16 protein-coding genes and 1 other RNA gene are annotated in these 20563 nt (G+C 46.6%); 3 read left to right on the forward strand and 14 right to left on the reverse strand.

All coding sequences use genetic code 11. The features are described 5' to 3' along the window. Positions 1–4: 4 nt before the first annotated feature. The 4 genes from DWX43_RS20035 to DWX43_RS20050 form a co-directional block, all read right to left on the reverse strand. Positions 5–1003: an AIR synthase-related protein gene (locus DWX43_RS20035; RefSeq protein WP_109732495.1), complete on the reverse strand. Its 999-nt coding sequence runs from the start codon at positions 1001–1003 to the stop codon at positions 5–7. A 27-nt stretch (positions 1004–1030) separates the two neighbouring features. Further along, positions 1031–2653: a VanW family protein gene (locus DWX43_RS20040; protein ID WP_118621595.1), complete on the reverse strand. Its 1623-nt coding sequence runs from the start codon at positions 2651–2653 to the stop codon at positions 1031–1033. 207 nt (positions 2654–2860) lie between these two features. Beyond that, the gene (nth, locus tag DWX43_RS20045; RefSeq protein WP_109732497.1) at positions 2861–3487 is read right to left on the reverse strand and encodes an endonuclease III; all 627 of its coding nucleotides are present in this window, start codon (positions 3485–3487) and stop codon (positions 2861–2863) included. Positions 3488–3553: 66 nt separating this feature from the next. Continuing rightward, a complete protein-coding gene (locus DWX43_RS20050; RefSeq protein ID WP_118621596.1) occupies positions 3554–5257 on the reverse strand; it encodes a B12-binding domain-containing radical SAM protein in 1704 nt (567 codons plus the stop codon). Between the two features lie 202 nt (positions 5258–5459). Here DWX43_RS20050 and ffs point away from each other — a divergent pair. Next, positions 5460–5723: signal recognition particle sRNA large type (gene ffs / locus DWX43_RS20055), an RNA gene on the forward strand. A gap of 88 nt (positions 5724–5811) precedes the next feature. Here the strand turns inward: ffs and tadA are convergent. Together tadA and DWX43_RS20065 are read right to left on the reverse strand one after the other, a co-directional pair. Then, positions 5812–6297: a tRNA adenosine(34) deaminase TadA gene (gene tadA, locus DWX43_RS20060; RefSeq protein ID WP_118621648.1), complete on the reverse strand. Its 486-nt coding sequence runs from the start codon at positions 6295–6297 to the stop codon at positions 5812–5814. 20 nt (positions 6298–6317) lie between these two features. Further along, a complete protein-coding gene (locus tag DWX43_RS20065; protein WP_118621597.1) occupies positions 6318–6800 on the reverse strand; it encodes a hypothetical protein in 483 nt (160 codons plus the stop codon). A 283-nt stretch (positions 6801–7083) separates the two neighbouring features. On the opposite strand from DWX43_RS20065, the gene DWX43_RS20070 reads away from it, so the two are divergent. Both DWX43_RS20070 and DWX43_RS20075 read left to right on the forward strand, forming a co-directional pair. After that, a complete protein-coding gene (locus DWX43_RS20070; protein WP_147356319.1) occupies positions 7084–8331 on the forward strand; it encodes a DUF6128 domain-containing protein in 1248 nt (415 codons plus the stop codon). Positions 8332–8457: 126 nt separating this feature from the next. After that, positions 8458–8754, forward strand: coding sequence for a hypothetical protein (locus tag DWX43_RS20075; protein WP_109732592.1), 297 nt, complete (start codon positions 8458–8460; stop codon positions 8752–8754). A gap of 93 nt (positions 8755–8847) precedes the next feature. On the opposite strand, the gene DWX43_RS20080 is transcribed toward DWX43_RS20075, so the two are convergent. The 8 genes from DWX43_RS20080 to DWX43_RS20115 all read right to left on the reverse strand — a co-directional run bounded on the left by DWX43_RS20080 (position 8848) and on the right by DWX43_RS20115 (position 20516). Next, positions 8848–10041: an MFS transporter gene (locus tag DWX43_RS20080; protein ID WP_118621599.1), complete on the reverse strand. Its 1194-nt coding sequence runs from the start codon at positions 10039–10041 to the stop codon at positions 8848–8850. Between the two features lie 411 nt (positions 10042–10452). Further along, positions 10453–12921 (reverse strand): transglutaminase-like domain-containing protein, encoded by a 2469-nt coding sequence (locus tag DWX43_RS20085; protein WP_118621600.1) that lies wholly within the window; start codon positions 12919–12921, stop codon positions 10453–10455. 63 nt (positions 12922–12984) lie between these two features. Then, positions 12985–13731: a copper homeostasis protein CutC gene (locus tag DWX43_RS20090; protein WP_118621601.1), complete on the reverse strand. Its 747-nt coding sequence runs from the start codon at positions 13729–13731 to the stop codon at positions 12985–12987. Positions 13732–13798: 67 nt separating this feature from the next. Continuing rightward, entirely contained in the window at positions 13799–15223 is a 1425-nt protein-coding gene (locus DWX43_RS20095; protein ID WP_118621602.1) for a leucyl aminopeptidase family protein, read from the reverse strand. A gap of 25 nt (positions 15224–15248) precedes the next feature. Then, the gene (locus tag DWX43_RS20100; RefSeq protein ID WP_109732512.1) at positions 15249–17240 is read right to left on the reverse strand and encodes a putative glycoside hydrolase; all 1992 of its coding nucleotides are present in this window, start codon (positions 17238–17240) and stop codon (positions 15249–15251) included. 34 nt (positions 17241–17274) lie between these two features. After that, entirely contained in the window at positions 17275–18120 is an 846-nt protein-coding gene (locus DWX43_RS20105) for a carbohydrate ABC transporter permease (protein WP_109732513.1), read from the reverse strand. Positions 18121–18138: 18 nt separating this feature from the next. Then, the gene (locus DWX43_RS20110; RefSeq protein WP_109732514.1) at positions 18139–19026 is read right to left on the reverse strand and encodes a sugar ABC transporter permease; all 888 of its coding nucleotides are present in this window, start codon (positions 19024–19026) and stop codon (positions 18139–18141) included. 158 nt (positions 19027–19184) lie between these two features. Next, positions 19185–20516 carry an extracellular solute-binding protein gene (locus tag DWX43_RS20115; RefSeq protein ID WP_118621603.1) on the reverse strand — a complete coding sequence of 444 codons (1332 nt, stop codon included), beginning with the start codon at positions 20514–20516 and terminating at the stop codon, positions 19185–19187. Positions 20517–20563: the final 47 nt, after the last annotated feature.

The raw sequence follows: 20563 nt of genomic DNA on the forward strand, positions 1-20563 counted from the left end.
TATCTCAATGACAATTCCGCTCCCGCCATAGCATCAGTTCATCGGGTGCGGGTCTGTCCAGATACCTTTGTTCTTCACCGCTTGTGATCACCCGGGCATTACCGTCCGTGGCAACCCCAAGCCTGACGGCTCGTGCGCCGGCCCCTTCCAGGGCTTTTACGACCGCATCACCGTTCTTTGCCGTGATCAGAAAACTTCCTGCAGAAGTCATCTGGTACGGATTCAGATTATAAAATTCACAGATCTCGACAGTCTCCTGCCGGATTGATATTTTTGAAAGTTCTGTCTCCATCCCGATACCGGAAGCTTCTGCCAGCTCCCAAAGTGCCGCCAGAATTCCCCCGCTGCCGATCTGGTGAATGGCAGCCGCACCGGCCTTTCCTGCCGCGGCAATGGCTTTGGCGGCAAAGAGTTCTTTCTTCTGTTCCTTCAGTTGTCTGATGAAGGAAGGGACAAAACGTCCGCTTAACTCCTCTTCCCGCTCCGCCAGTATTCTTAAAGTGCCCTCCAGGGCAATGTGGCCGCACAGCAGGATATCCTGCCCCGCTGCCGCATCTTCTGTACGCAGAATGCTGTCCCCGGCGGCTTCTCCTGTGGCTGTTGCGATTGTCAGGATCTGGTTTACACAAGGATTGGTCTCCGCCTTCAGGCATGTCAGCTGGATACCGGCCTGCATGCAGACAGCATCCATAGAACCTGCCAGAGCCTTTAACTGCGCCTCAGTCGCAGAGAGCGGCAAAATCAGCTGTACCGACACCCCGATTACTTCCGCTCCCCGGGATGCCACGTCATTTACCGCCTTTAATATGGCATAATCCGCACATTCCGGCACATTCCCAGACGTATCCGCCGTTGCCGTCACGACAATACCGCCGTCTGCCATGCGCAGCGCCGTGCACGGCTCTTCCATAGAAGGAGTGAAGAGTGCTTCTTCCCGCCTGCTGTTCAATTGTCTTCGCACAGACCGTTTCCATGCGGTCTGAGAGATATTTCCTGCCTTCATGACTCCTCCTTTCTGCCGGCTCCTGCTTTAAACGCCGTCTGCTGTTCCTGTTCCGTCTGTCGTTTCATTTGTACCGGCTGCCCCGTCTGCTATTCCATTTGTGTCTGCTGCCCCGTCCGATTCACCCGTCTGGGAAACATTTCCGGTGCCGATCAGCTGCTGGATCATATTCATAATCTGGCTTTCGTCCTGTGACAGGATTGCCTGATTCATCTTTTCTGTATCTGCCTCGTTTGCAGAAGCCGTTCCGACCGCAACTGTTTCCTTTGAAGGCACATACTGGCTGTTATTAATTACATCACGGCTGACTTCTTCGCCATCTACATACACCACTTTCCACAACTGCGCGGACACAGCCGCCTGAGCCTGGCTTAACGTGTAATAATTGCCAATACTGTCGTCTGTAGCTATAAACCGTTTCCCGTCCGGCAGGTCCGTTCCCGTCGTCTCGCTGACAAACTCCAGCGTCCTTCCGGAATCTCTTGTATCTTTACCGTATATATTAAACGTAATATTACCATCTGCGAGTACACCTTCGATATAAACCGGTGTCTCCAGATTATTTTTAAACCTCAGATCCAGTACGTCATCCGCAATCGCCGCGTCCTGCGACGGCTGCACATAGGATACAAGCATGGTATGCGGGGACCGCTGCGTTACTTCCAGTTCCGAATACAGCACTGCATTATACAGGGTCGTGGATACCTGGCAGATTCCGCCGCCCATTGACTGGACAACTTTATCATCCTCATAAGATGCCGCTTCGGTAAATCCATTCTCCTCTGTATAAGGTTCCATTGCCTCATTCGCGGAAAACTCTTCCCCCGGCTTTATAATGGCACCGTTGATATGGTCTGCCCCGCTCTCTATGTTCTGTGACCTGCCTGAACCATCACTTCCATAATACGTCGTGTAACTTCCGAGAAGGTCCGTCATATCTTTCAGGTCTTTTTTCGTAACCTCCGGATCCGAATAGGTCAGGGCCGCCTTAATCGTCCCACCTTTGCCATTCCAGTCTGAGCCAAGAAACTTGTTAATACTTTTAACTGTCTTCTTTGTATCCACAACTTCCCCCGGCTTCTCTTCTATCACCTTAACATCGTTGCCATCCAGGGTTACTCTTGCATTTTCCGGAAGATTCAGCTGATCAGAAAAGGCCGCATTCAAAACTTTTCCGGCTGCTTTTTCCGATACTTGATAGGACACCTCGAAAACTTTCTCATTCTTATTCTTCTGGGCGCGCTTCAGGATCCTGTAACAGGAAAGTGCGTTCCCCTTTTTGCCGTAATCAACAGCTTCCTGAATCACGGCGTCCAGACCCTTCACCGTAAAGCCCAGCTCGCCTAAAGTAGTCTCACCTTTTCTGCCGTCTTCCAGCGACAGCTCCATCTTTTCATCTGCATAAGCAGACAGCTCCTCTTTCACCTTCTCCTTAGCTTTCTTAGCGTTCAGGCCGGATACATCGGTATTCCCGACAGAAACACCCTGAATAATGATACGCTCGTCAAACTTCCTGATATACCTGTGAAGAAAAAACTGTACACAGAGGATCACTACAAGTGCACAGAAAGCCACCTGAATCAAACGGAAAATCGCTTTTGCCTCCGATCTTCGTAATCTTCTCCTGCGTCTTCTTCTTTTGTTCCCCATACAAATCCCTCAAATTTCCTTAGAAACAATCCCGCTTGTCTGCTAAACAACCAGATACGGAATTACCATTGTCGCGACCATTGCCAGAATGATAACGATAACAACAATTGATATGATCTTTCTCACCTTTTTATTATATATGTTCATAAAATCCACCTCTTTTATCCGTCGGGCTGTCTGCCGGCGCTATACTTACCGTTAGTTAGGTTACATTTTATACTCTTTGCAATATTTTTGCAAGAAGCATTCCCTGCACTTCGGACTCCTTGCCGTGCAAATGGACCGGCCAAACGTAATGATCTGGATATTATAAAGAATCCAGTGATCCTTTGGCAGTTCCTTCATCAGGTCCTGCTCCACCTTATCCGGATCATCATTCTTCGTGAGACCGAGCCGTTTGGATATCCGCTTCACATGCGTATCCACCACCACACTCGGCTCATGGAAAATATTTCCCCGGATCACATTCGCAGTCTTCCTTCCCACACCTGCAAGAGAAGTCAGATCATCAATGTCAGACGGTACCTCCCCGCCGAACCGCTCAACCAAAGCCTTTGTACAGGCGATAATATTCTTCGCCTTATTATGATAGAACCCCGTCGGTTTAATATCCTGCTCCAGCTCCTTCAAATCCGCATTCGCGAACTTTTCAACAGAATCATATTTGCGGAACAAATCCTTCGTCACAATATTCACCCTCGCATCCGTGCACTGCGCACTCAGCATCGTAGCAATCAACAGCTGCCACGGCGTGCTGTGGTTCAGATAACAAACATATTCACGGCCATACTGGTCGTCAAGAATAGAAAGAATCTCCAAAGTCCTCTTCTTCATAACCCCTCCTTGGGGACGTAATATTTCTCACTTTTACTACGTCCCAAATTGATCTTAGTGGTGTACCTAAATGTAAAAAATCCTTGCCTGATTTGTTAGTATATCCCTGTTTTTATAGTCGAACAATAATAGTTTTCCACCTATTTTTTCAAGATGTGTCATCTTCCGCAGCTGACGTTTATCATATTGTTCATATCCCTTTAGATACCTGTGTTCGCTTGCCTCTCCGTCATAAAATTCTGATGCTTCTTCTTTTGTAACTGTATCATTACCCGCAAAACCGGGCCTGTTTTTCACATTATCCCTTAGATACAAATCCACAGTCAGTGCATTTCTGTAAATTTCCTCCCTGTCGGGATCATATTTAAGAATGAACTGATGCATAATCTCATAGCGTGTAATCCGGGAATGATTGATCATATGAAGGTTATTCTCCTCATAAAATTGGCTCAGTTTTTCATATATGGAAAAAGCATCTTCGAATTTTTTCTCCAATTCCTGAAGAGTATTCGAAAACTGCCCGCTGTTATAGTAAACCTCCACCATTTCTTCAATCCCCTTAAGGCGGATAACATCAACATAGGGCAGCCATTTTGTTGATAATACTTCAAACGGCGGACGATCCTGATATTGGAGCTCATATTTTTCAACATTCTGATACATAAAGGATCCCTTTAGGACCTTCAAAAACCCCAACTGCAGTTGTTCCGGCTTCAAAGAATACACATCATTAAAGGATTTTCGAAAACTGTTGTAATCCTCATAAGGAAGTCCTGCTATCAAATCTAAATGCTGATGTGTATTCCCTGCTATATGAATTCGATTTACAACCCGCTTTACCTCATCAAACTTCATAACACGGTGGATCTCACGTATCGTATCCTGATTGGTCGACTGAACCCCAATTTCAAGCTGGATCAGCCCGGGACGCATCGTCTCAATAAGCCTTAGTTCCTCTTCATTCAGCAGATCAGCCGCCACTTCAAAGTGAAAATTTGTTTTCCCTTTATCGTGCCGTGCAATATAGGACCAAACGGCCATCGCATGTTCGTGCCTGCAGTTGAATGTTCTGTCAACAAACTTCACCTGCGGAACCTCTGCATCAATGAATACCTGAAGCTCCTTTTTTACAAGCCCCAAATCCCTGAAACGAAGGCATTTATCAATCGAAGACAAACAATAACTGCAGGAAAACGGGCATCCCCTGCTGGATTCATAATATATAATCTTATTTTTAAACTTTCCCATATCATTATAAACAAACGGAACCTTACTCAAATCCATCACCTGACGACTCTGGTTTTCAACAATCTCCGACAGATTTTCATTATTCTTCCACACCCGGAACACAATTCCTTTAATATCATTTAAATTCTTAATTTTCCCATTATAATAGTCAAGAAGTTCATGAAAAGTCTCCTCACCTTCTCCACACATAATTCCATCCACCTGCGGATATGACTTCATAACCTGTCCCGCATTAAAAGAAACCTCCGGGCCCCCCAGCCAGATATGCACATGAGGCATTACCTTTTTCACCTCAACAAGCAGCTGACTTACAAAAGTAATATTCCACAAATAACAGGAAAAACACAGAATATCCGGAGACTTCTTAAAAATATCGGCCAGAATATCATCCACATCCTGATTAATCGTATATTCGGCGATCTCTACATCCTGCGTATAACAGGAAGCGTAGCTCTTCAAACTATAAACCGCCAGATTAGAATGTATATACTTTGCATTAATTGCTGTCAATAAAACTCTCATAATAAAAATAATCTCCATTTTGGTACAGGGCATTTTCCAATTAGGTACACCACTAAACTCAATTGGGGACGTAGTATAACTGAGGTTTACTACGTCCCCAATCAGGTGGTTTGATTTCTTATTTTACTATAATTTTGCTGTTCAGTAAATAAAAACTCCTCTATCCGTTGACATTTTGGCAAAAACAATGTAAAATTAAGACTCGTGCAGCCGGGGTGTTAGCGGTACCTTGTACCTGCAATCCGCTATAGCAGGGGTGATATTACGCAGAGGGTGCTGATTTGCAGAGCTGCCCTCGGAAAGTGGCGTTGAAGACTTGGGTCTCACGCGACGGAAATCTGTGAACCGTGTCAGGTCGGGAACGAAGCAGCACTAAGCAGAACCTTCCGGGTGCCGTGAGGGTGCCTGGGTTGAGTTAACTACCGAGGTAACGTCTGTGGAGACGCATTCGAAGCGTAATGCACGTAAAATAATTCTGACATTAATTGATATAAGGAGCTTTTGATTGTACGAGGGTTTTATACCTCCGGTAATCAAAGGCTCCTTTTTATAGGTTATGATTTTTGACGTTCCTTTTGCTTCTTTTGTTTTTCTCTGAGTTCTTTGAAAAACTGCTTCATCATTGCACTACATTCCTCTCCGAGTACTCCTGTTGTGAGCTCTGCCTGATGATTGAATTCTTTCATTTCTAGCAGGTTCAATATAGAACCTGCGCAGCCGGCCTTGGGATTCATGCACCCGACTACTACCCGTTTGATTCTGGCCTGTATAATGGCCCCGGAGCACATCTGGCACGGTTCCAGTGTAACATACATGGTACAGTCCTCGAGACGCCAGTCATTCATTTTCTTACTGGCTTTTTTGATTGCGATCAGCTCCGCGTGGGCGAGTGTGTTCTTATCTGTTGTACGCCGGTTGTACCCTCTTCCGATTATTTTATCCTGATAGACAATGACACAGCCAATCGGGACTTCCTCCAGTGCATAGGCTTTCCTTGCCTGTTTCATAGCTTCTTTCATATATTTTTCATCTAAAGTCATCATTTTTCCCAGCTTTCTTCCTAATCACCAAAGGCCTTCATATCCCCTTTGTCTGCAGTAATCTCATATTCAATCTTTGTTCCCTTTCCCCCGACGAGTTTTATACGGTTTTTCCCCTTCATGGCCTTGAAGGTGTCCGTGGATTCATGTTCCATATCCACATCCGCTGTAAATTCTGCCAGAGTTGTAAGTGAATCATCCGGGGAAATCAATACCAATTTGGCCTTACCGGCTGAAACTGTGATCTGGTATGTGAGATTCACATTCGTATCTTCTGAAGCCGTAAATTCCCAGACAGTGCCCATCCCCTCCATTTTTTCTGCTGATCCTGTAAGATGATTATCACTCATGGATTGTTTGGATTTAACAAGATTATATGTATTAAAGTTTTCCACAATCATTTTTTCATCATCATATACTCTTGCCCCATTGTTCAGGCTGCAGCCGGCCACTAATAAAACAGATAAAATTATCACAAGTAACATATTTATTTTTTTCCTCATTCTCTTTTCCTCCCGGACCTTTTTCAGTTATCTGTAATGATTTTATCATAAACACTAAACTCGTGAAATACCTCGATAAGTGTAAATAGTATACCACAATTGCCCATACCTGACCATTTTTCTAATGATGCTTTCAGAATTTCTTACCAATACTGTTCTTTTTTCCCATACCCCTGAATAAATTAGATTGAAAGAAAGACAAGACCAGAGGTGTATCATGAATCCCGGTATCTGTTATTTATATGAATACAAAAATGATCAAAAACTTAGGAATGTAGGCTTCATGAAGGTCACACCGCACTATCACGCCTGCATTCTGCAAATCAATGTGCGGGGGGTCCCTGTTAAAAATCAGGACTTTGTTTCCCTGCTTATATTCTATGAAAAAGACTCCGGCATCATTGCCAAACCAGTTGAAAAACTGCCCTGCGGCGATAAAAGTATTTATGCCAGACTGTCCTTGGATGAATCTGTATTTCCCGAAGGCAGGACCTTAGCTGATATGGGCGGTTTTTTACTCCAGACGGAGGCAGGGCAATATTACGCCGCATTTACTGATAACCTGCCATTTAACACAGCCAGCATCCGGCCGTGGGAAGCTGCACCGGAACCGGTTATGGAAGCAGAATCTTTGGGAGGGTGCCCGTGCATACTTCCAAACGACGAAGCAGCTGAGGAAACCTCTGTAGTAAACCTTGAAATGTCTTTGGATACAGAGATGACTGTTGAAAAAGCAGCACCGCATGCCTCGAACTATGAATCTGCTATACAGGATGATTCTACGATACAGCGCAATTATGATACGGATCGGGAAAATACCCCTGAAAACAGGAATAATCACGGAAATGGTAATTATCCAAATTTCGGAAATTACTTGAATAATGACAGCAATTCAAATCTGGAGAGATTCCCCAGTAATGAAATTGATTTAAACGATTTAAACAGAGAAAACTTACTACTCAATGAAAATGATTCTGTTCAGGAAAACTTACCAGTCATTGAAAATGATTCCGGGCAGGAGCATCTCCCCGCAGCTGAAAATAATTCCAGACAGGAGAATCTTCCTGGTAATGGCAATATTCCTGATTTGGAGAATACGCCGGTAAATATTCCATATCCTGCACGTGATTCTGCCCCGCAGCCTGAGTCATTTCCCGTGCCGGAATACATGCCGGAAAATGCCCCCTCTCCTGAACCGGTATCAGTTCCTGAACCAGAACCGCAGTCCCGCGAAACAGTACACAAGATTCAGCGGTCCGATCTTTCCATGCTCCCGCGCCGGTGCTGGAATCTGGCTAACAACAGCTTTTTGATGCATGGCTATCACAATTACCACCACCTGCTCCTTGTAGAAGAAGACGGACACTTCTGGCTCGGCGTTCCGGGAATCTACGCCCCCCGTGAAGCAAGAGCCGCAGAACTTTTCGGTTTCCCACAGTTCACGCAGACTTATACCAGTCAGCTGGACCTCAGCAGTGATGAGTGTGAGGACAGCAAAAAGTTTGGATACTGGTGCCGTTTCATCCGCTGATGTTACTGTGTCCCCCTTCGGGTGTTCATAGTAACGGCATCTGCTTATTTAAAGTCGTCTTCTATTGAGTTTTTCAGGTACAGGAGGTATAATTACCATATTATGATAACGGCAGGAGGAAATACAATGAAGATTTATGATTCAGTAAAAAAGGAAGAAGTTGAAATCTCCGGTACAGAAGATCTGATCCGTCTGATGGAAGAAGGTGGGCGGCAGGTAGACTTGTATTTAAAAGAGAAGAAGTCTGATGAGGACGGGTATCTTTCATGGGATGTCGAGCACTGGTCCAGTATCGACAAAAAGAGATTTATCCGCTGCTATTCACTGGAAGGCAGAACGTTAAGCGAATCAACCGGGCATAATATATATGATCTGAAAAATGATTTCAAACCAGAAGAAGCGGAAAAGATTGAACTCAGTTAGTTTGCATTATCAAAAAACATTCGAATTAAGAGGGATACCGCGGTATCTCTTGCAGAGCAGGGTATATTATTTCAATATCCCCTGCTCTTTTATTCAATATTCCAAAAAATGCATCTTCCACACCGCCAGCGAGATCGCCACCACTGAAATCCCTGTGGCTGTAAGAAGCGTCTGTACTTTCACCACATCCGCCAACGGCCCAAATACCGCCATCCCCAGCGGAAGCGCACAGGATGTTGCAATCTGCATAAAGCTGAAGATCCTCCCATGCATTTCCTGCGGCACCTTTTCCTGTATGGTTACCGTAATCGGTGCGTTATAGCAGGGTGATGTTATCCCGATCAGGGCATTGCACACCAGATAAAACAGAAAAACCGGCGCACTGCCCAGTGCTATCATAAGCATCCCATAAAATGCACCTGCCGACATCGTGGTGTTCATTTTTTTTCGGAATCCGCCCCAGGAAGCGATCAACAGGCCTCCCGCGATCATGCCCAGGCTATAAGTCATTTCACTTGCAGTAAGCCTCCACACGTCTGCGCCAAATGTCCGTTTTACCATGAGCGGCGTCAGAAAAGCGGACGGGCTGATCAGAAAAAGAATGATAAGCTGATAGGAAAGCAGTCTTTTAATAAAATGGTTCTCCTTCAGATATAAAAAACCACTTCTGATCTCTTCCATGCCTGAATTCAAGCGGCTTCTCTCCTTGTGGACAGGTTTTATATAAACTGTAGCCGTAATTCCGACCCCAATGACAGCTGTCAAAAAATCAATCAGTAAGGTTGTCTCGAATGGTGCCACAGACAGGATCACACCGCTGACAGCAGGCGAAAGAAACATCATCAGAGACGACAGGGTACTGTTGATGCCGTTAATCCTCATGAGTTCCTCCTGTGGGACAATCTGCGGTATAACCGAGTTCACCGCCGGAGTCTGTATCCCCGTACCCGCGGAACGAATGACCAGCACCAAAAACAGAAGCCAGATATTCTTATGGCCCGCTAAGAAAGTAACAGCCAGCAGCAGTGTTGACACAGCAATCACCGAGTCAGATAACATAATCATTTTTTTACGGTCGTATCTGTCTATCCATACACCTGCAAATAAAGAAATGACAATCTGCGGCAGAAAACCACACAGCGTCGAGATCGTCAGCATTTTCCCGGATGACGTCGACAGAGTGATATACCAGACAATCGCATACTGCACGATTGACGAACCAAACAGCGAGATCGTCTGAGCCGTCAGAAAACGGCTGATTGAGCTTTTCCAATTTGATTTATTCATAATTTGTTCCTTTTCATCTATTCATTTCTACAATTCTTCAAATCTCTCACACTTTCCAATATAAAAGCAAAAAGGCCGCGGACAAGTCATTGCCCACAGCCTCACTCAGACACAGTCTCCATCCGGGAAATAGGTACACTAAAAATACGCACTGCCCCGTGCGATTTCAAATACCTTATTTCCCGGTGAATGAAAAAACTTCTGCGCTTTTAATTTAAGCTCTGTACAATGCTCACCGGTACAATTTGCACAGAGCTGATTCGCCTCTTTAATTCATCAATTACAATTCTTTTCATCATGTCCAGCCTTTGCCCATACTGATATAATCTTGTATGTAACAAAATCAGTATAAAGCCGATTCATGGTTTTGGCAAGACCCAAATAAAACAGCCACATCTTTCTAAACTCACCTCATAGTACCCCCGCATTCAGAATTTTCAATATCATATCCGCGGTTCCTACGTTATAGCCGCTTGCCGCATATACGCAGTTTGCCTCTTTATCTGTCACCAGAATCAACGGAATGCTTTCCGGGTCTACATAAAACCTTCTTCCAAGGACGGATACCCTTTCTTCTACACAGTCACAGAAGACCTGTACATGGTCCAGCAGCTGCATTGTTTTGTGAAGGGTTGGCTGTTTTAGTGCTTCGCCGTTATTCACTAGGAAAACGACTCCGGCCTCCCCGCGGTTGAATTCTTCTGCTCTTTCACACAATTCGTTCAGAATGTGTTCTGTCGGCTCCTGTCCTTCTGACAGCCACACTGTCAGGTTCGCACTGCCTTTCAGAATATCTGTTATGCCTGTTTTTACACCGTTTAAATCTTCTACCTCAAAAGGGGGCATCGCTACACACTCCAGCATCTGGCTGAGTTCTGCCTCTTCCAGTTTTAGTTCTGTAACGACAGTCTTTCCGGGCTCTACCGTGACTTCTTCCACACGCCCGAGTATATTGCCGTTTGGCAGTCTGTTGGCTGTGACCACTTCATACACCCCGGCCGACACACTCACTTCCGGGTTCTGGTCAATTCTTAAATCGCTTAAATCCAGCAGTTTTCTTTCGCCCGGATGTTTTCTCGTAACCGCCCAGTTCTGAAAATAAACGAAATTCTGGGATGCCTCACCGCAGACTTTCAGTTTTCCGACTGTCTCCAGCGCAATCACCGGTAAAAAGCGGCCGTCTTTATAGTATTCCATTGCATGGTCTACAGGATTCAGCCTGGCAGGTATGCCGAGTGTCCGACAAATTGCCACGAAGAGTATCTCCTTTGACTGCCTGCTGCCAATTCCATACTTCAGACACGGCACAGGCAGAGTCAGCAGTGCATCGTACTCCTCCCCGGGCTGCTCTTTGACATGTTCTTCAATAAAACTCCAGACTGAATCCGGACTGCTGAGAAACAGTTCCTTCTGGTTTTCTGTCAGAAGACCTTCTATCCTTTGTCTGTAATCCGTCAGCAGTTCCGTCGAAATACGGGGGGCCAGAACGTAGTTCACAAAGATCTCCGCTGGATACCGGTCCGCATACTGCATGGCATGGTTTAAATGAGCCTCCAGTACGTTTGCTTTCAAATCCAGATGGTCTTTTTCAGACAAGGTATCTAATAACTGGCTTCTGTATTCGGAATACGTCGTACCGCGGAGAAATGCTTCCACTTCTCCCTCATTGCCTGTTCCCTTCTTATTCAGCCTGTGTGCCGTTCTAAAAGCCAGCTTCTCTTTTTGTTGCCTTCTCTGTTCCTCGGTCACAAACCCGCTGTGAATGACCGCATCCTGAGGCGCAAAACATTCGAACACGACACTTTCTGTCCCACTGGATTTTTTCTCTAGTTTGAGCACGATTTCTGCACATTCCCTCACATCGACAATCTCAGAGCTCTCCATGTCTCCTTTGGCGGCGCTGATGCGGCAGCTTCCGAGTCCAAGCTCGATCTCCGCATTACCCGCTTCTTTCGTTTCCATAACCGCTACCGGGAAAAATTCCGAATAGTTCAGGACTTCTACCCTGGCCTCTGCACCCTGAACCGGCTTTCCTTCCTCATCCAGAACCGTTATTTTTATCCGTTTTGTATTCGCATAAGTAGCAATTTCATTCAATTCCGTAGTCATTCCCTGCGTACATACCAGATTCTTTGTGTCTATGGCATCTCCCGCCAGTTCAAGACTTCCATACCATCTGGAATGGATCAGCATCGCTCTGGAGGATGCATGGAGAAACCAGCCTTTGTCCAGCACTTCCTCAGGTTCACATGCTCCAAGGAAATGCCATGCCCCGTCACACCATGCCTCCACCCATGCATGATTGTCGTCACAGTGGGACCACCGGGGTGCATAGACCTGCCTTGCAGGTATTCCCATGCTTCGCAGTACACTGACTGTAAACGTGGACTCCTCTCCGCATCTTCCATGTGCGCTTCTGTACACGGTCATCGGTGACGCTGTTCTGTCGTCCGATGCCCGGTATGTCGCTTCCCCTGCACACCAGTAGTTCAGGGCCAGAACTGCCTCTTCCATTGTATCAGGGCTGCCTGCCTCTTCTTTTGCTTTCCCGTAAAAAAAGCTGCGGCACGGGCTGATATCCTCTGTATTGATTCTGTGGTATACCACATACTGGCAGAATATTTCTTCCTTTACCCGTCCTTTAAACGGCCCGTTCTCCCACAGGAAAGCGCCGTGTTCTGCGTAATCCAGAAAGGTCTCAAAGGGATACCCCGCTGCATCAGAAACAGGCATATTCCCGTATAAATACCGAAGCAAAACCTGCGTAGCAGGAGCACATGCCCCGATTTTTACATCTATGTCAGAAAACAATGCAGGCATCCTGCTGCTTCTGTCTGTATATAGTTCCTCTATTTTTGCTGTAAATTTTTCAGAAAACATTTTACCTCCTCTCCCGGGCAAACCTGATCACTCAGGCGCACCCCAAAGCGTGTCTGATGTTCATCATACACGCTCCAGCACTTCTGCTGCTTTTCTTATTTCTTCCTCATCGGTTTGCCAGATACTGAATTCACTGATTCCCGGCAGCCCCATCGGGACGCCCTCACGACGGTATTCCATCGAACTGTCCAGTACCTTTTTCCCACTCATATGAAACTGGTTCAGTCCGGTAACAAGGCACAGTTCCTCCAGATTTGCCGCACTCACTCCCGCGCCTCCCAGAATATGAATCCTGCCATTAGCAACAGTTTTTAACTTTCTTAAATGTTCTGCCCCTGCCAGACAATTTGCTTCCTGCCCGGATGTCAGAATCGTATGTGCACCCAGTGAAATACATTCTTCCAGCGTCTGCATCGGGTCCCGGCACACATCGAAGGCACGGTGTACTGTAATCTGCATCCCTTTTGCTTCTTCAATCAAACTCTCCATCTGTTCCATATTCAAGGAACCGTCCGGGCGCAGGATTCCGATCACCACGCCGTCCGCTCCCAGAGACCGGAACTGTCTGACTTCCTCCCTGATGATCTGGAATTCGGCATCCGTATAACAGAAATCTCCGAATCTGGGACGGATCAGCACATGTATCTTTATATCCACAGCTTCCCTCACTGCGCAAAAAAGAGCCGGAGTCGGGGTCGTCCCCCCGATGATCAGATTGCTGCACAGCTCCAGCCTCAGCGCTCCTCCATTTTGGGCCGCAACTGCGGATTCCACAGAATCCACGCAGACCTCAAGCATAAAATCCTTCATTCTTTCCTCCATCTATCTGTATGATTGTACACACGCCCCTCTTTACAGGCGTGCCTGTAAACAGTACTTACTTACACATTTCATATAGCGTTGTCACTCCGGCACCTGTCGCCCCCTTACTCTGGAACTTCCAGATGGGGGTATCTACCCATGCCGTACCTGCGATATCCATATGAAGCCAGGGTTTTCCCTTCGCAAAATGCCGGATAAACAGCCCTGCCGTGATTGTCCCGCAGTAATCCGGTCCCAGATTCTTCAGGTCCGCCGCCGTACTTTTCAGCATTTCCTCATGTTCGCTGTAAAAGGGAATCCTCGCATACTGTTCCTGTGAAGCGGTACCGGCACGTTCAAACTGTGCATAAAGCTCCTCGTCATCGCTGAGGACCCCGCCCACAGAAAATCCAAACAGATTCACGACCGCACCGGTCAGCGTAGCGATATCAACCACCCGGCTGACACCTTCGCATTCCACCGCATAGGCCGCCGCATCTCCCAGAATCAGCCGGCCTTCTGCATCTGTATTGCAGATTTCCACTTTTGTCTGGTCATACATTGTGATCACGTCCCCGGGCAGATAACTGTCTGGGGAAATCCGGTTCTCGCAGATGGGAATCACACCGGTCACATTTGCTTCAACCCGGTTTTTTGCAAGAGCATAAATACATCCTGCAACTGCCGCTCCTCCGGCCATGTCACCGCGGATTCCGGCCATTGAGCCGGATGGTTTGAGACAGTAGCCCCCTGTATCGCAGGTAACCCCTTTCCCGATCATCCCAAGCACTTCGCCGTCTTTATCCTTCGCGCCCCGATATCTCAGAACGACCATACAAGGTGGGAATGCACTCCCGCCTCCTACGGTCAGAAGCCCGCCCATCCCCATGTTTTCCAGACAGTCTTTGTCAATGATTTCAGCCTCGACATCCAGACCTTCCATCTGCCTGCATATGGATTCTGCAAAGTCAGCAGGGCGAAGGAGATTTCCCGGATAATTTACCATATCGCGGGCAAACAGAATGCCTTCTGCTATATGCATCCCCTGTTCCACAGCCGCTTCTGCCTGCTTCTGGGATAATCCTGCGATGCATCCCTCTTTTGCCGGAAGAAGTGTGATATCGGCCTGCTTCCTCGTATGTTTCCCAAACTGCGGCGGTTCATATCCCCCCAGATATAATCCCTGGATAAAGTATGGGAAATTATCTTCTGTCAGAAATGTCTCTATCCCCGCTGTATCTACATAAAACTGATAGATTTTATGTTCAAGCATACAGGATGCCGCGCATGCGGCCGCCTCCATGACTTCTCTTTTTGTCAGAGCTTTTTCGCCAAGCCCGATACAGTACTCCTGTTTTCCCCCGGAAGACATGCGGGGGAAGGTCTGCAGATATTCCCCACGGAATATGCCCCCTTCCCCGTTATACAGCCCGAAAGCCGCTTCCTTCGAGAAGAACAGGATGCCTGTACGAATGTCTGTCCCGGCAGCTATCCTGATCATACTGTTCCTCCTCTGTAATTGTTATTTACTGAATTGCAATCATTTCATGCCCTTCGATCAAAGGTACTTCAAATTTGATATATGCACCTTCACGGGTGAATGCAAGATTCTCTTTCCTGATGACATTTTCCACACTGCTTACCTCTGCATCACCTACATAGATCTTAAATTCTGTATGGTAAAGCGGAATCACGTCCTCTACTGTGTAAATGTCCTCAGAACGTTTTTCTGTAATGTAGTGCAGGATATGCAGGATATCGCGTCCTTCTTTTTCCTGACGGTTTACTGCTGCCAGAATGGTGGAAGGTCCGTTATGGGATACCAGTTTATCTTCAAGCAGGATCTCCAGCGCATCCTTCACCATTGCCTTGCACCATGCCGCCGCATTCTTCCTGTAGCATCTGAATACCGGATGGGAGAAGTACATGGCACCGTTGTACATTGTCACTTCCGGGTATCCAGCCTTCCCGGATGACGGCGCGTGCTGGTGGGAGCAGAATTTCTCCCCGGCCCTGTCAAAATAAGGCTCGATCTTGTCCATCAGTACCTCTGCCCCGTCCGTCTCCACGTCAATTCCACGCAGGTACATAACAAATTCTTCCTTCGGTAGTGCTTTGCCAATCTTCTCATTCGGCATCACAAATTCACGGTAATACGGTGATTCCTGTTTGAACCTTACGCCGTAAATGCTAGCAGAACCATCTTTTTTCAGGCAGGACTCATAGGAGCCGAGAATCTTTCCGCCGTTTTCCAGATATGTTTTCAGCAGTCCGTCCAGTTTTTCATTTCCATAGATGCAGTCTGGCAGAATCAGTACTTTATAGGCTGAAAAATCCATGTCTGTATCAATGATGTCAAACTGGTAGCACATTTCCTGCAGCATCCGCACGGTCCCTATCAATGACGGGGAAATACTCAGGTCATAGGAATCTTCCGGATAAAATTCTTCCGGGTTGAGTACCGCGATCTCTGTCTTTGCCTTTGCGTCATAACAGTACGGTTCTTTTTCCTTCACACTTTTGTACACACTTCCGATCAGGTCATAGGCACCTTTTGAGAGCTTTCCTGACGGGTGGAGCTGATCCCCGATGGAGCATCCTGCTCCCATCGCCAGCATACTGAAACACTCCAGCTCAAGCGCGGCCTTATTTTTCAGGGAATGGAAATCCCCCCAGTAGGTATGGAATTTTCCGGTCATGCCGATCATCTCTTTTCCGAGCATACGCGCATAACGGCTGGTCGCCGGGAAATGGTCATATCCCCATCCGCCGCTCGGGAGTGATTCCAGTTCGAGATGGCTGTAGTCCTTGAAACTGTTCTTATAGGCCGGCCCTATGTGTGAACTGTTATAAAAAACAGTTGCTTCCGGGGCCATTTTGTGGATAAATGCGGTGATTTCTTCCTTAAATTCATCCAGCATGCGGCTTGCATATTTCAGCCTGACAGCCTTATCTTCCGGGTCCATACCCAGTTCTTTCATCTTTGCAACACAATTTGGGCACTTGCAGTCTACGTGGAACAGAATATCAATAAAGATTCCATCCACATTTTCCGGCCCTGTCACCTCGATCATATCCTCCAGATGTTCCTTGAAAAACTGGCGGTAGCCGCTGTTTAAGCAGATCGTGTTGTAAAAATGCGGTTCCGGCACATGCTGTGTATCGATGTACTCTCCGTTTTCATCGAGGGACAGCCATTCAGGGTGCTCCCTCATGATACGGCCGTCCCACTGGGCCGTTGTATAAATCGGCACACGGATGCCCCTTTTGTGGCAGGCTTCTATCTGTTCAAGCAGAAGATTTCTGTTTTTCAGATTCGGATGGATCAGCTCCGGGAATCTTTTTGACGGATAATAGAGCCAGCCGTGGTGACAGCGCCCAAAGCACGTAATTGAATTTACATCTGCATTTTTAAGGGTATCTCCGAATTCTTCCATAGAGAAGTCTTCCCCGACAGACGGAATAAACTCGCTTGTATGAAAATCAAGATGTACCTGACGGTAAGATATAGATGACATATAATTTCTCCTTTTTGTTTAAAAGCCTGCGCTCTTATTCTTTTACTGCTCCTGCTGCCAGACCGCCTTCTACCTTCTCCTGGAAGAGCAGGTACATAACAAGCGGTACCGCTACTGTAATGACAATTGCCGCCATCAGAGGGCCATAGTCACTTCCGCGCTCACCGTTGAAGTTCAGAAGTCCAAGCGCAATCGGTTTTAAGTTTTTATCATTGATAAACAGAAGCGGGAACAGGATGTTGTTCCATGCACTTAAAAAGTTAAATATTGAAATCGTGGAAATAGCCGGCACACAGAGCGGCAGCATGACTTTTCTGTATATCTGGAAATAAGTCGCCCCGTCGATCAGCGCCGCCTCCTCGAGGGAGTGGTTTACGCCCCGCATGAAGTTGCTCATGACCATAATACTGAATGGAAGGCTGAATGCAACATAAATCAGTACGAGCGCCGGTATGTTGTTTTTCAGGTTCAGGGTACCGATGATATAAGATACCGGAACCAGTACGGTATGCATAGGCACCATCATTCCCAGCATGAAGAACAGCACGAGGAACTTATTTCCCTTAAACTGGAATCTGGACAGTACATATGCAGCCATTGAAGACACAAGCGCAAGAACGATGACTGTCGCACCTGCCTGAATGATACTGTTGATGAAGTATCTGCTCATGTTGGCCGCCTGCCATGCCTCTATGTAGTTGCCCCACTGGAAAACTGCGGGCAGGTCGAACGGTTTTGCAAAAATCTCTGTCTTTGTCTTTACGGATGAAAGCAGAGTAAATACCATCGGCATCGCAAATACAAATGCCATGACAAGCAGAAATGCGTATTTAGCCACAATTCCGCCGGGATTCTGTTTTACTTTCGCTTTTTTATTCATAGTACTCACCTTTCCTCCTTACTCGTCATTCTTCTTGCTCGTCAGCTTATTACTGAGCATTGTTCCGGCAAGACAGATTACCATGATGATGATACCGATCGCACTTCCGAGGCCATAGTGACTGTACTTGAACGCCTCGTTGTACATCAAAGTCGTCGGCAGGTTCGTCAGACCGTTCGGTCCGCCCCCTGTCATGGCAAATACAAGGTCGAATACTTTTACGGAACCTATAATATCCATCAGGATACACATTGCGATAGTTGGTTTGAGCATCGGGACCGTGATCTGGAAAAAGCACTGCAGCTTGTTCGCCCCGTCAATCGCCGCAGCCTCATATACATCTTCTGAGATTGTCGTCAGCCCTGCAAGCAGGATAACCATATAGTACCCGACGCCGGCCCAGATATTTACAAATACGATCGTGTTCATCGCAGTTGCCGGATTTACAAGCCATGCCTGTGCCACCCCGCCTAAACCGATTACCTTCAGGAAGGAATTGAACACTCCTGTCGGCATAAATACGAAATACCACATCAGGCCGACTGCTGTCAGCGGGAATACGGTCGGCACGAAGAACAGCGCCTTGAAGATACGGTATCCCTTACATTTCGTGTTAATCACGGCTGCCATCACAAGCGCGATCGGTGTATGGAACAGTACACTGAAAACAACCATCTTGAACATGTTTTTCAGCGAAAGTATGAAATCTGGGTTCTGGAATGCACCTATGTAATTTTTCACACCCACAAACTGAAGCGCCGATCCCCCGATCCCGTTCCATTCCATAAAGGAAAAGAATACAGCGCCGATAAGCGGCACAATCTGGAACAGAATGTAAATCAATAAGGCCGGAAGCAAAAACAACGCCAGTGTCATCCTCATCTTATTATTCTTAACTTTAATCATCTTCTCACTCCTTGCTTATGTAACTTAGGTTCGGTCCTGTCGGACCTTAGTTACAAAGTACATCCTGTCGACTTGGGTTCGGTACTTTCGAACCTTAGTGACATGGATGATTCCTTGAAAGTATTTCTGCCGGAGATCACATCCCCGGCAGTATTTTTTTACTCTGCGTTGTCTATTTCGCTCTGAATCTCTTTTGCAGCATCTTCTGCGGAAGTTCCTGTGAACATGCTTACGATTGAGTTTCTCGTTCTGTCCTGCATAGAAGTCAATGGGTCAAAGTCGAATACGTCAACACCGATACCAGTAGATGTTCCACCGAGTTCCATGTTATCGATAAATAATGGTTCGCACTTGCTCTCGTCAAGGTCGATGTCTGTTCTCGGGATCAGGAATGCACATTCCTCTGCAAATCTCTTTGCTGCATCCTTATTTGTCAGCATTTTTACAAGTTCTATTGTCAGATCCAGCTCTTCGCCTTCCAGCTTTCCGCTGATCATGTACGGGCTGAGTGTCTGCATATCTTCGTTCTTGAATTCCGGTTTTTCCTCGAAATATGGGAATTTAGCTACTTTGATGCTGTCTTTTACAGGTGTCTCAGCAGGATCTGTAAATGTACTGATGTTCCACGGTCCTGTGATGACCATAGCTGCTTCGCCCTGCTGGAACTGGCTCATAGCGATGTTGTCCTGGATTCCGGCTGCACTCTCGTCAAAAGCGCCTGCATCAATGAGGTCTTTTACATATTGAAGAGTCTCAACTACTTCTGGATCTGTCCACTTCATGTCACGGCTTCCTAATTTCTTAGCTGCCTCTGTTCCTGCCCATTTGTAGAAGATCTGATCATGAAGATGTCCTGCCATGTATGTTGTCTGTGCTCCCATTGCAATCGGGATTACACCTGAATCTTTTAACTTCTTAACTGCATCAAGCAGTTCTGTCCATGTTTCCGGGAAGCTGTCGATTCCTGCTTTTTTGAATAAGTCTTCATTATAGTAAACACCGATCAGGCCTGATTCCATCGGAACTGCATAGGTTCCTTCGTGTCCGGGAACCTGATAGTAGGAAAGCGCTCCTTCTGTGAATCCGCCGCCCCACTCTTTGTCTTCATCCAGATATGGCTGAACATTCAGGAGCAGTCCGTTGTCGATGTACTCACCCAGATTCGCAACACCCTGGATACGGAAGATATTTGCCATATTTCCAGAAGCAATGTCTGTTGAAAGAATGTTGTTGAATGCTGATTCATCACTCTGGGAATCGTCAATAATTGTTACTTCAGGATGTTTTTCCTTGAATTCGTCAAGAATATCATTATAGATACCTACCTGAGGTGATGTTCCTGCCATTCTTGTCAGAAGGCGGATTGTGATGCCCCCGTCCTTTCCGCTCTTCTTGGAGTCCTTGTCTCCACCTGATGAGCCGCAGCCTGCCAGAAGCCCTGCACACATGATTCCCGCAAGACCAAGTGCAATCAATCTTTTTGCTTTCATAAATTTTTCCTCCTTTTACTTTTGCGTCCCGGTCCGTTTTGTTCATA

It is taken from the genome of Clostridium sp. AF19-22AC (assembly GCF_003479085.1).
GTDB classification, from domain to species: Bacteria; Bacillota; Clostridia; order Lachnospirales; family Lachnospiraceae; genus Faecalicatena_A; species Faecalicatena_A orotica.

What these genes read in the sequence shown, in the direction of transcription:
- DWX43_RS20035 (WP_109732495.1), bottom strand. Translation starts at nt 1,003, where the DNA reads ATGAAGGCAGGAAATATCTCTCAGACCGCATGGAAACGGTCTGTGCGA.
- DWX43_RS20040 (WP_118621595.1), bottom strand. Translation starts at nt 2,653, where the DNA reads ATGGGGAACAAAAGAAGAAGACGCAGGAGAAGATTACGAAGATCGGAG.
- nth (WP_109732497.1), bottom strand. Translation starts at nt 3,487, where the DNA reads ATGAAGAAGAGGACTTTGGAGATTCTTTCTATTCTTGACGACCAGTAT.
- DWX43_RS20050 (WP_118621596.1), bottom strand. Translation starts at nt 5,257, where the DNA reads ATGAGAGTTTTATTGACAGCAATTAATGCAAAGTATATACATTCTAAT.
- tadA (WP_118621648.1), bottom strand. Translation starts at nt 6,297, where the DNA reads ATGACTTTAGATGAAAAATATATGAAAGAAGCTATGAAACAGGCAAGG.
- DWX43_RS20065 (WP_118621597.1), bottom strand. Translation starts at nt 6,800, where the DNA reads ATGAGGAAAAAAATAAATATGTTACTTGTGATAATTTTATCTGTTTTA.
- DWX43_RS20070 (WP_147356319.1), top strand. Translation starts at nt 7,084, where the DNA reads ATGAAGGTCACACCGCACTATCACGCCTGCATTCTGCAAATCAATGTG.
- DWX43_RS20075 (WP_109732592.1), top strand. Translation starts at nt 8,458, where the DNA reads ATGAAGATTTATGATTCAGTAAAAAAGGAAGAAGTTGAAATCTCCGGT.
- DWX43_RS20080 (WP_118621599.1), bottom strand. Translation starts at nt 10,041, where the DNA reads ATGAATAAATCAAATTGGAAAAGCTCAATCAGCCGTTTTCTGACGGCT.
- DWX43_RS20085 (WP_118621600.1), bottom strand. Translation starts at nt 12,921, where the DNA reads ATGTTTTCTGAAAAATTTACAGCAAAAATAGAGGAACTATATACAGAC.
- DWX43_RS20090 (WP_118621601.1), bottom strand. Translation starts at nt 13,731, where the DNA reads ATGAAGGATTTTATGCTTGAGGTCTGCGTGGATTCTGTGGAATCCGCA.
- DWX43_RS20095 (WP_118621602.1), bottom strand. Translation starts at nt 15,223, where the DNA reads ATGATCAGGATAGCTGCCGGGACAGACATTCGTACAGGCATCCTGTTC.
- DWX43_RS20100 (WP_109732512.1), bottom strand. Translation starts at nt 17,240, where the DNA reads ATGTCATCTATATCTTACCGTCAGGTACATCTTGATTTTCATACAAGC.
- DWX43_RS20105 (WP_109732513.1), bottom strand. Translation starts at nt 18,120, where the DNA reads ATGAATAAAAAAGCGAAAGTAAAACAGAATCCCGGCGGAATTGTGGCT.
- DWX43_RS20110 (WP_109732514.1), bottom strand. Translation starts at nt 19,026, where the DNA reads ATGATTAAAGTTAAGAATAATAAGATGAGGATGACACTGGCGTTGTTT.
- DWX43_RS20115 (WP_118621603.1), bottom strand. Translation starts at nt 20,516, where the DNA reads ATGAAAGCAAAAAGATTGATTGCACTTGGTCTTGCGGGAATCATGTGT.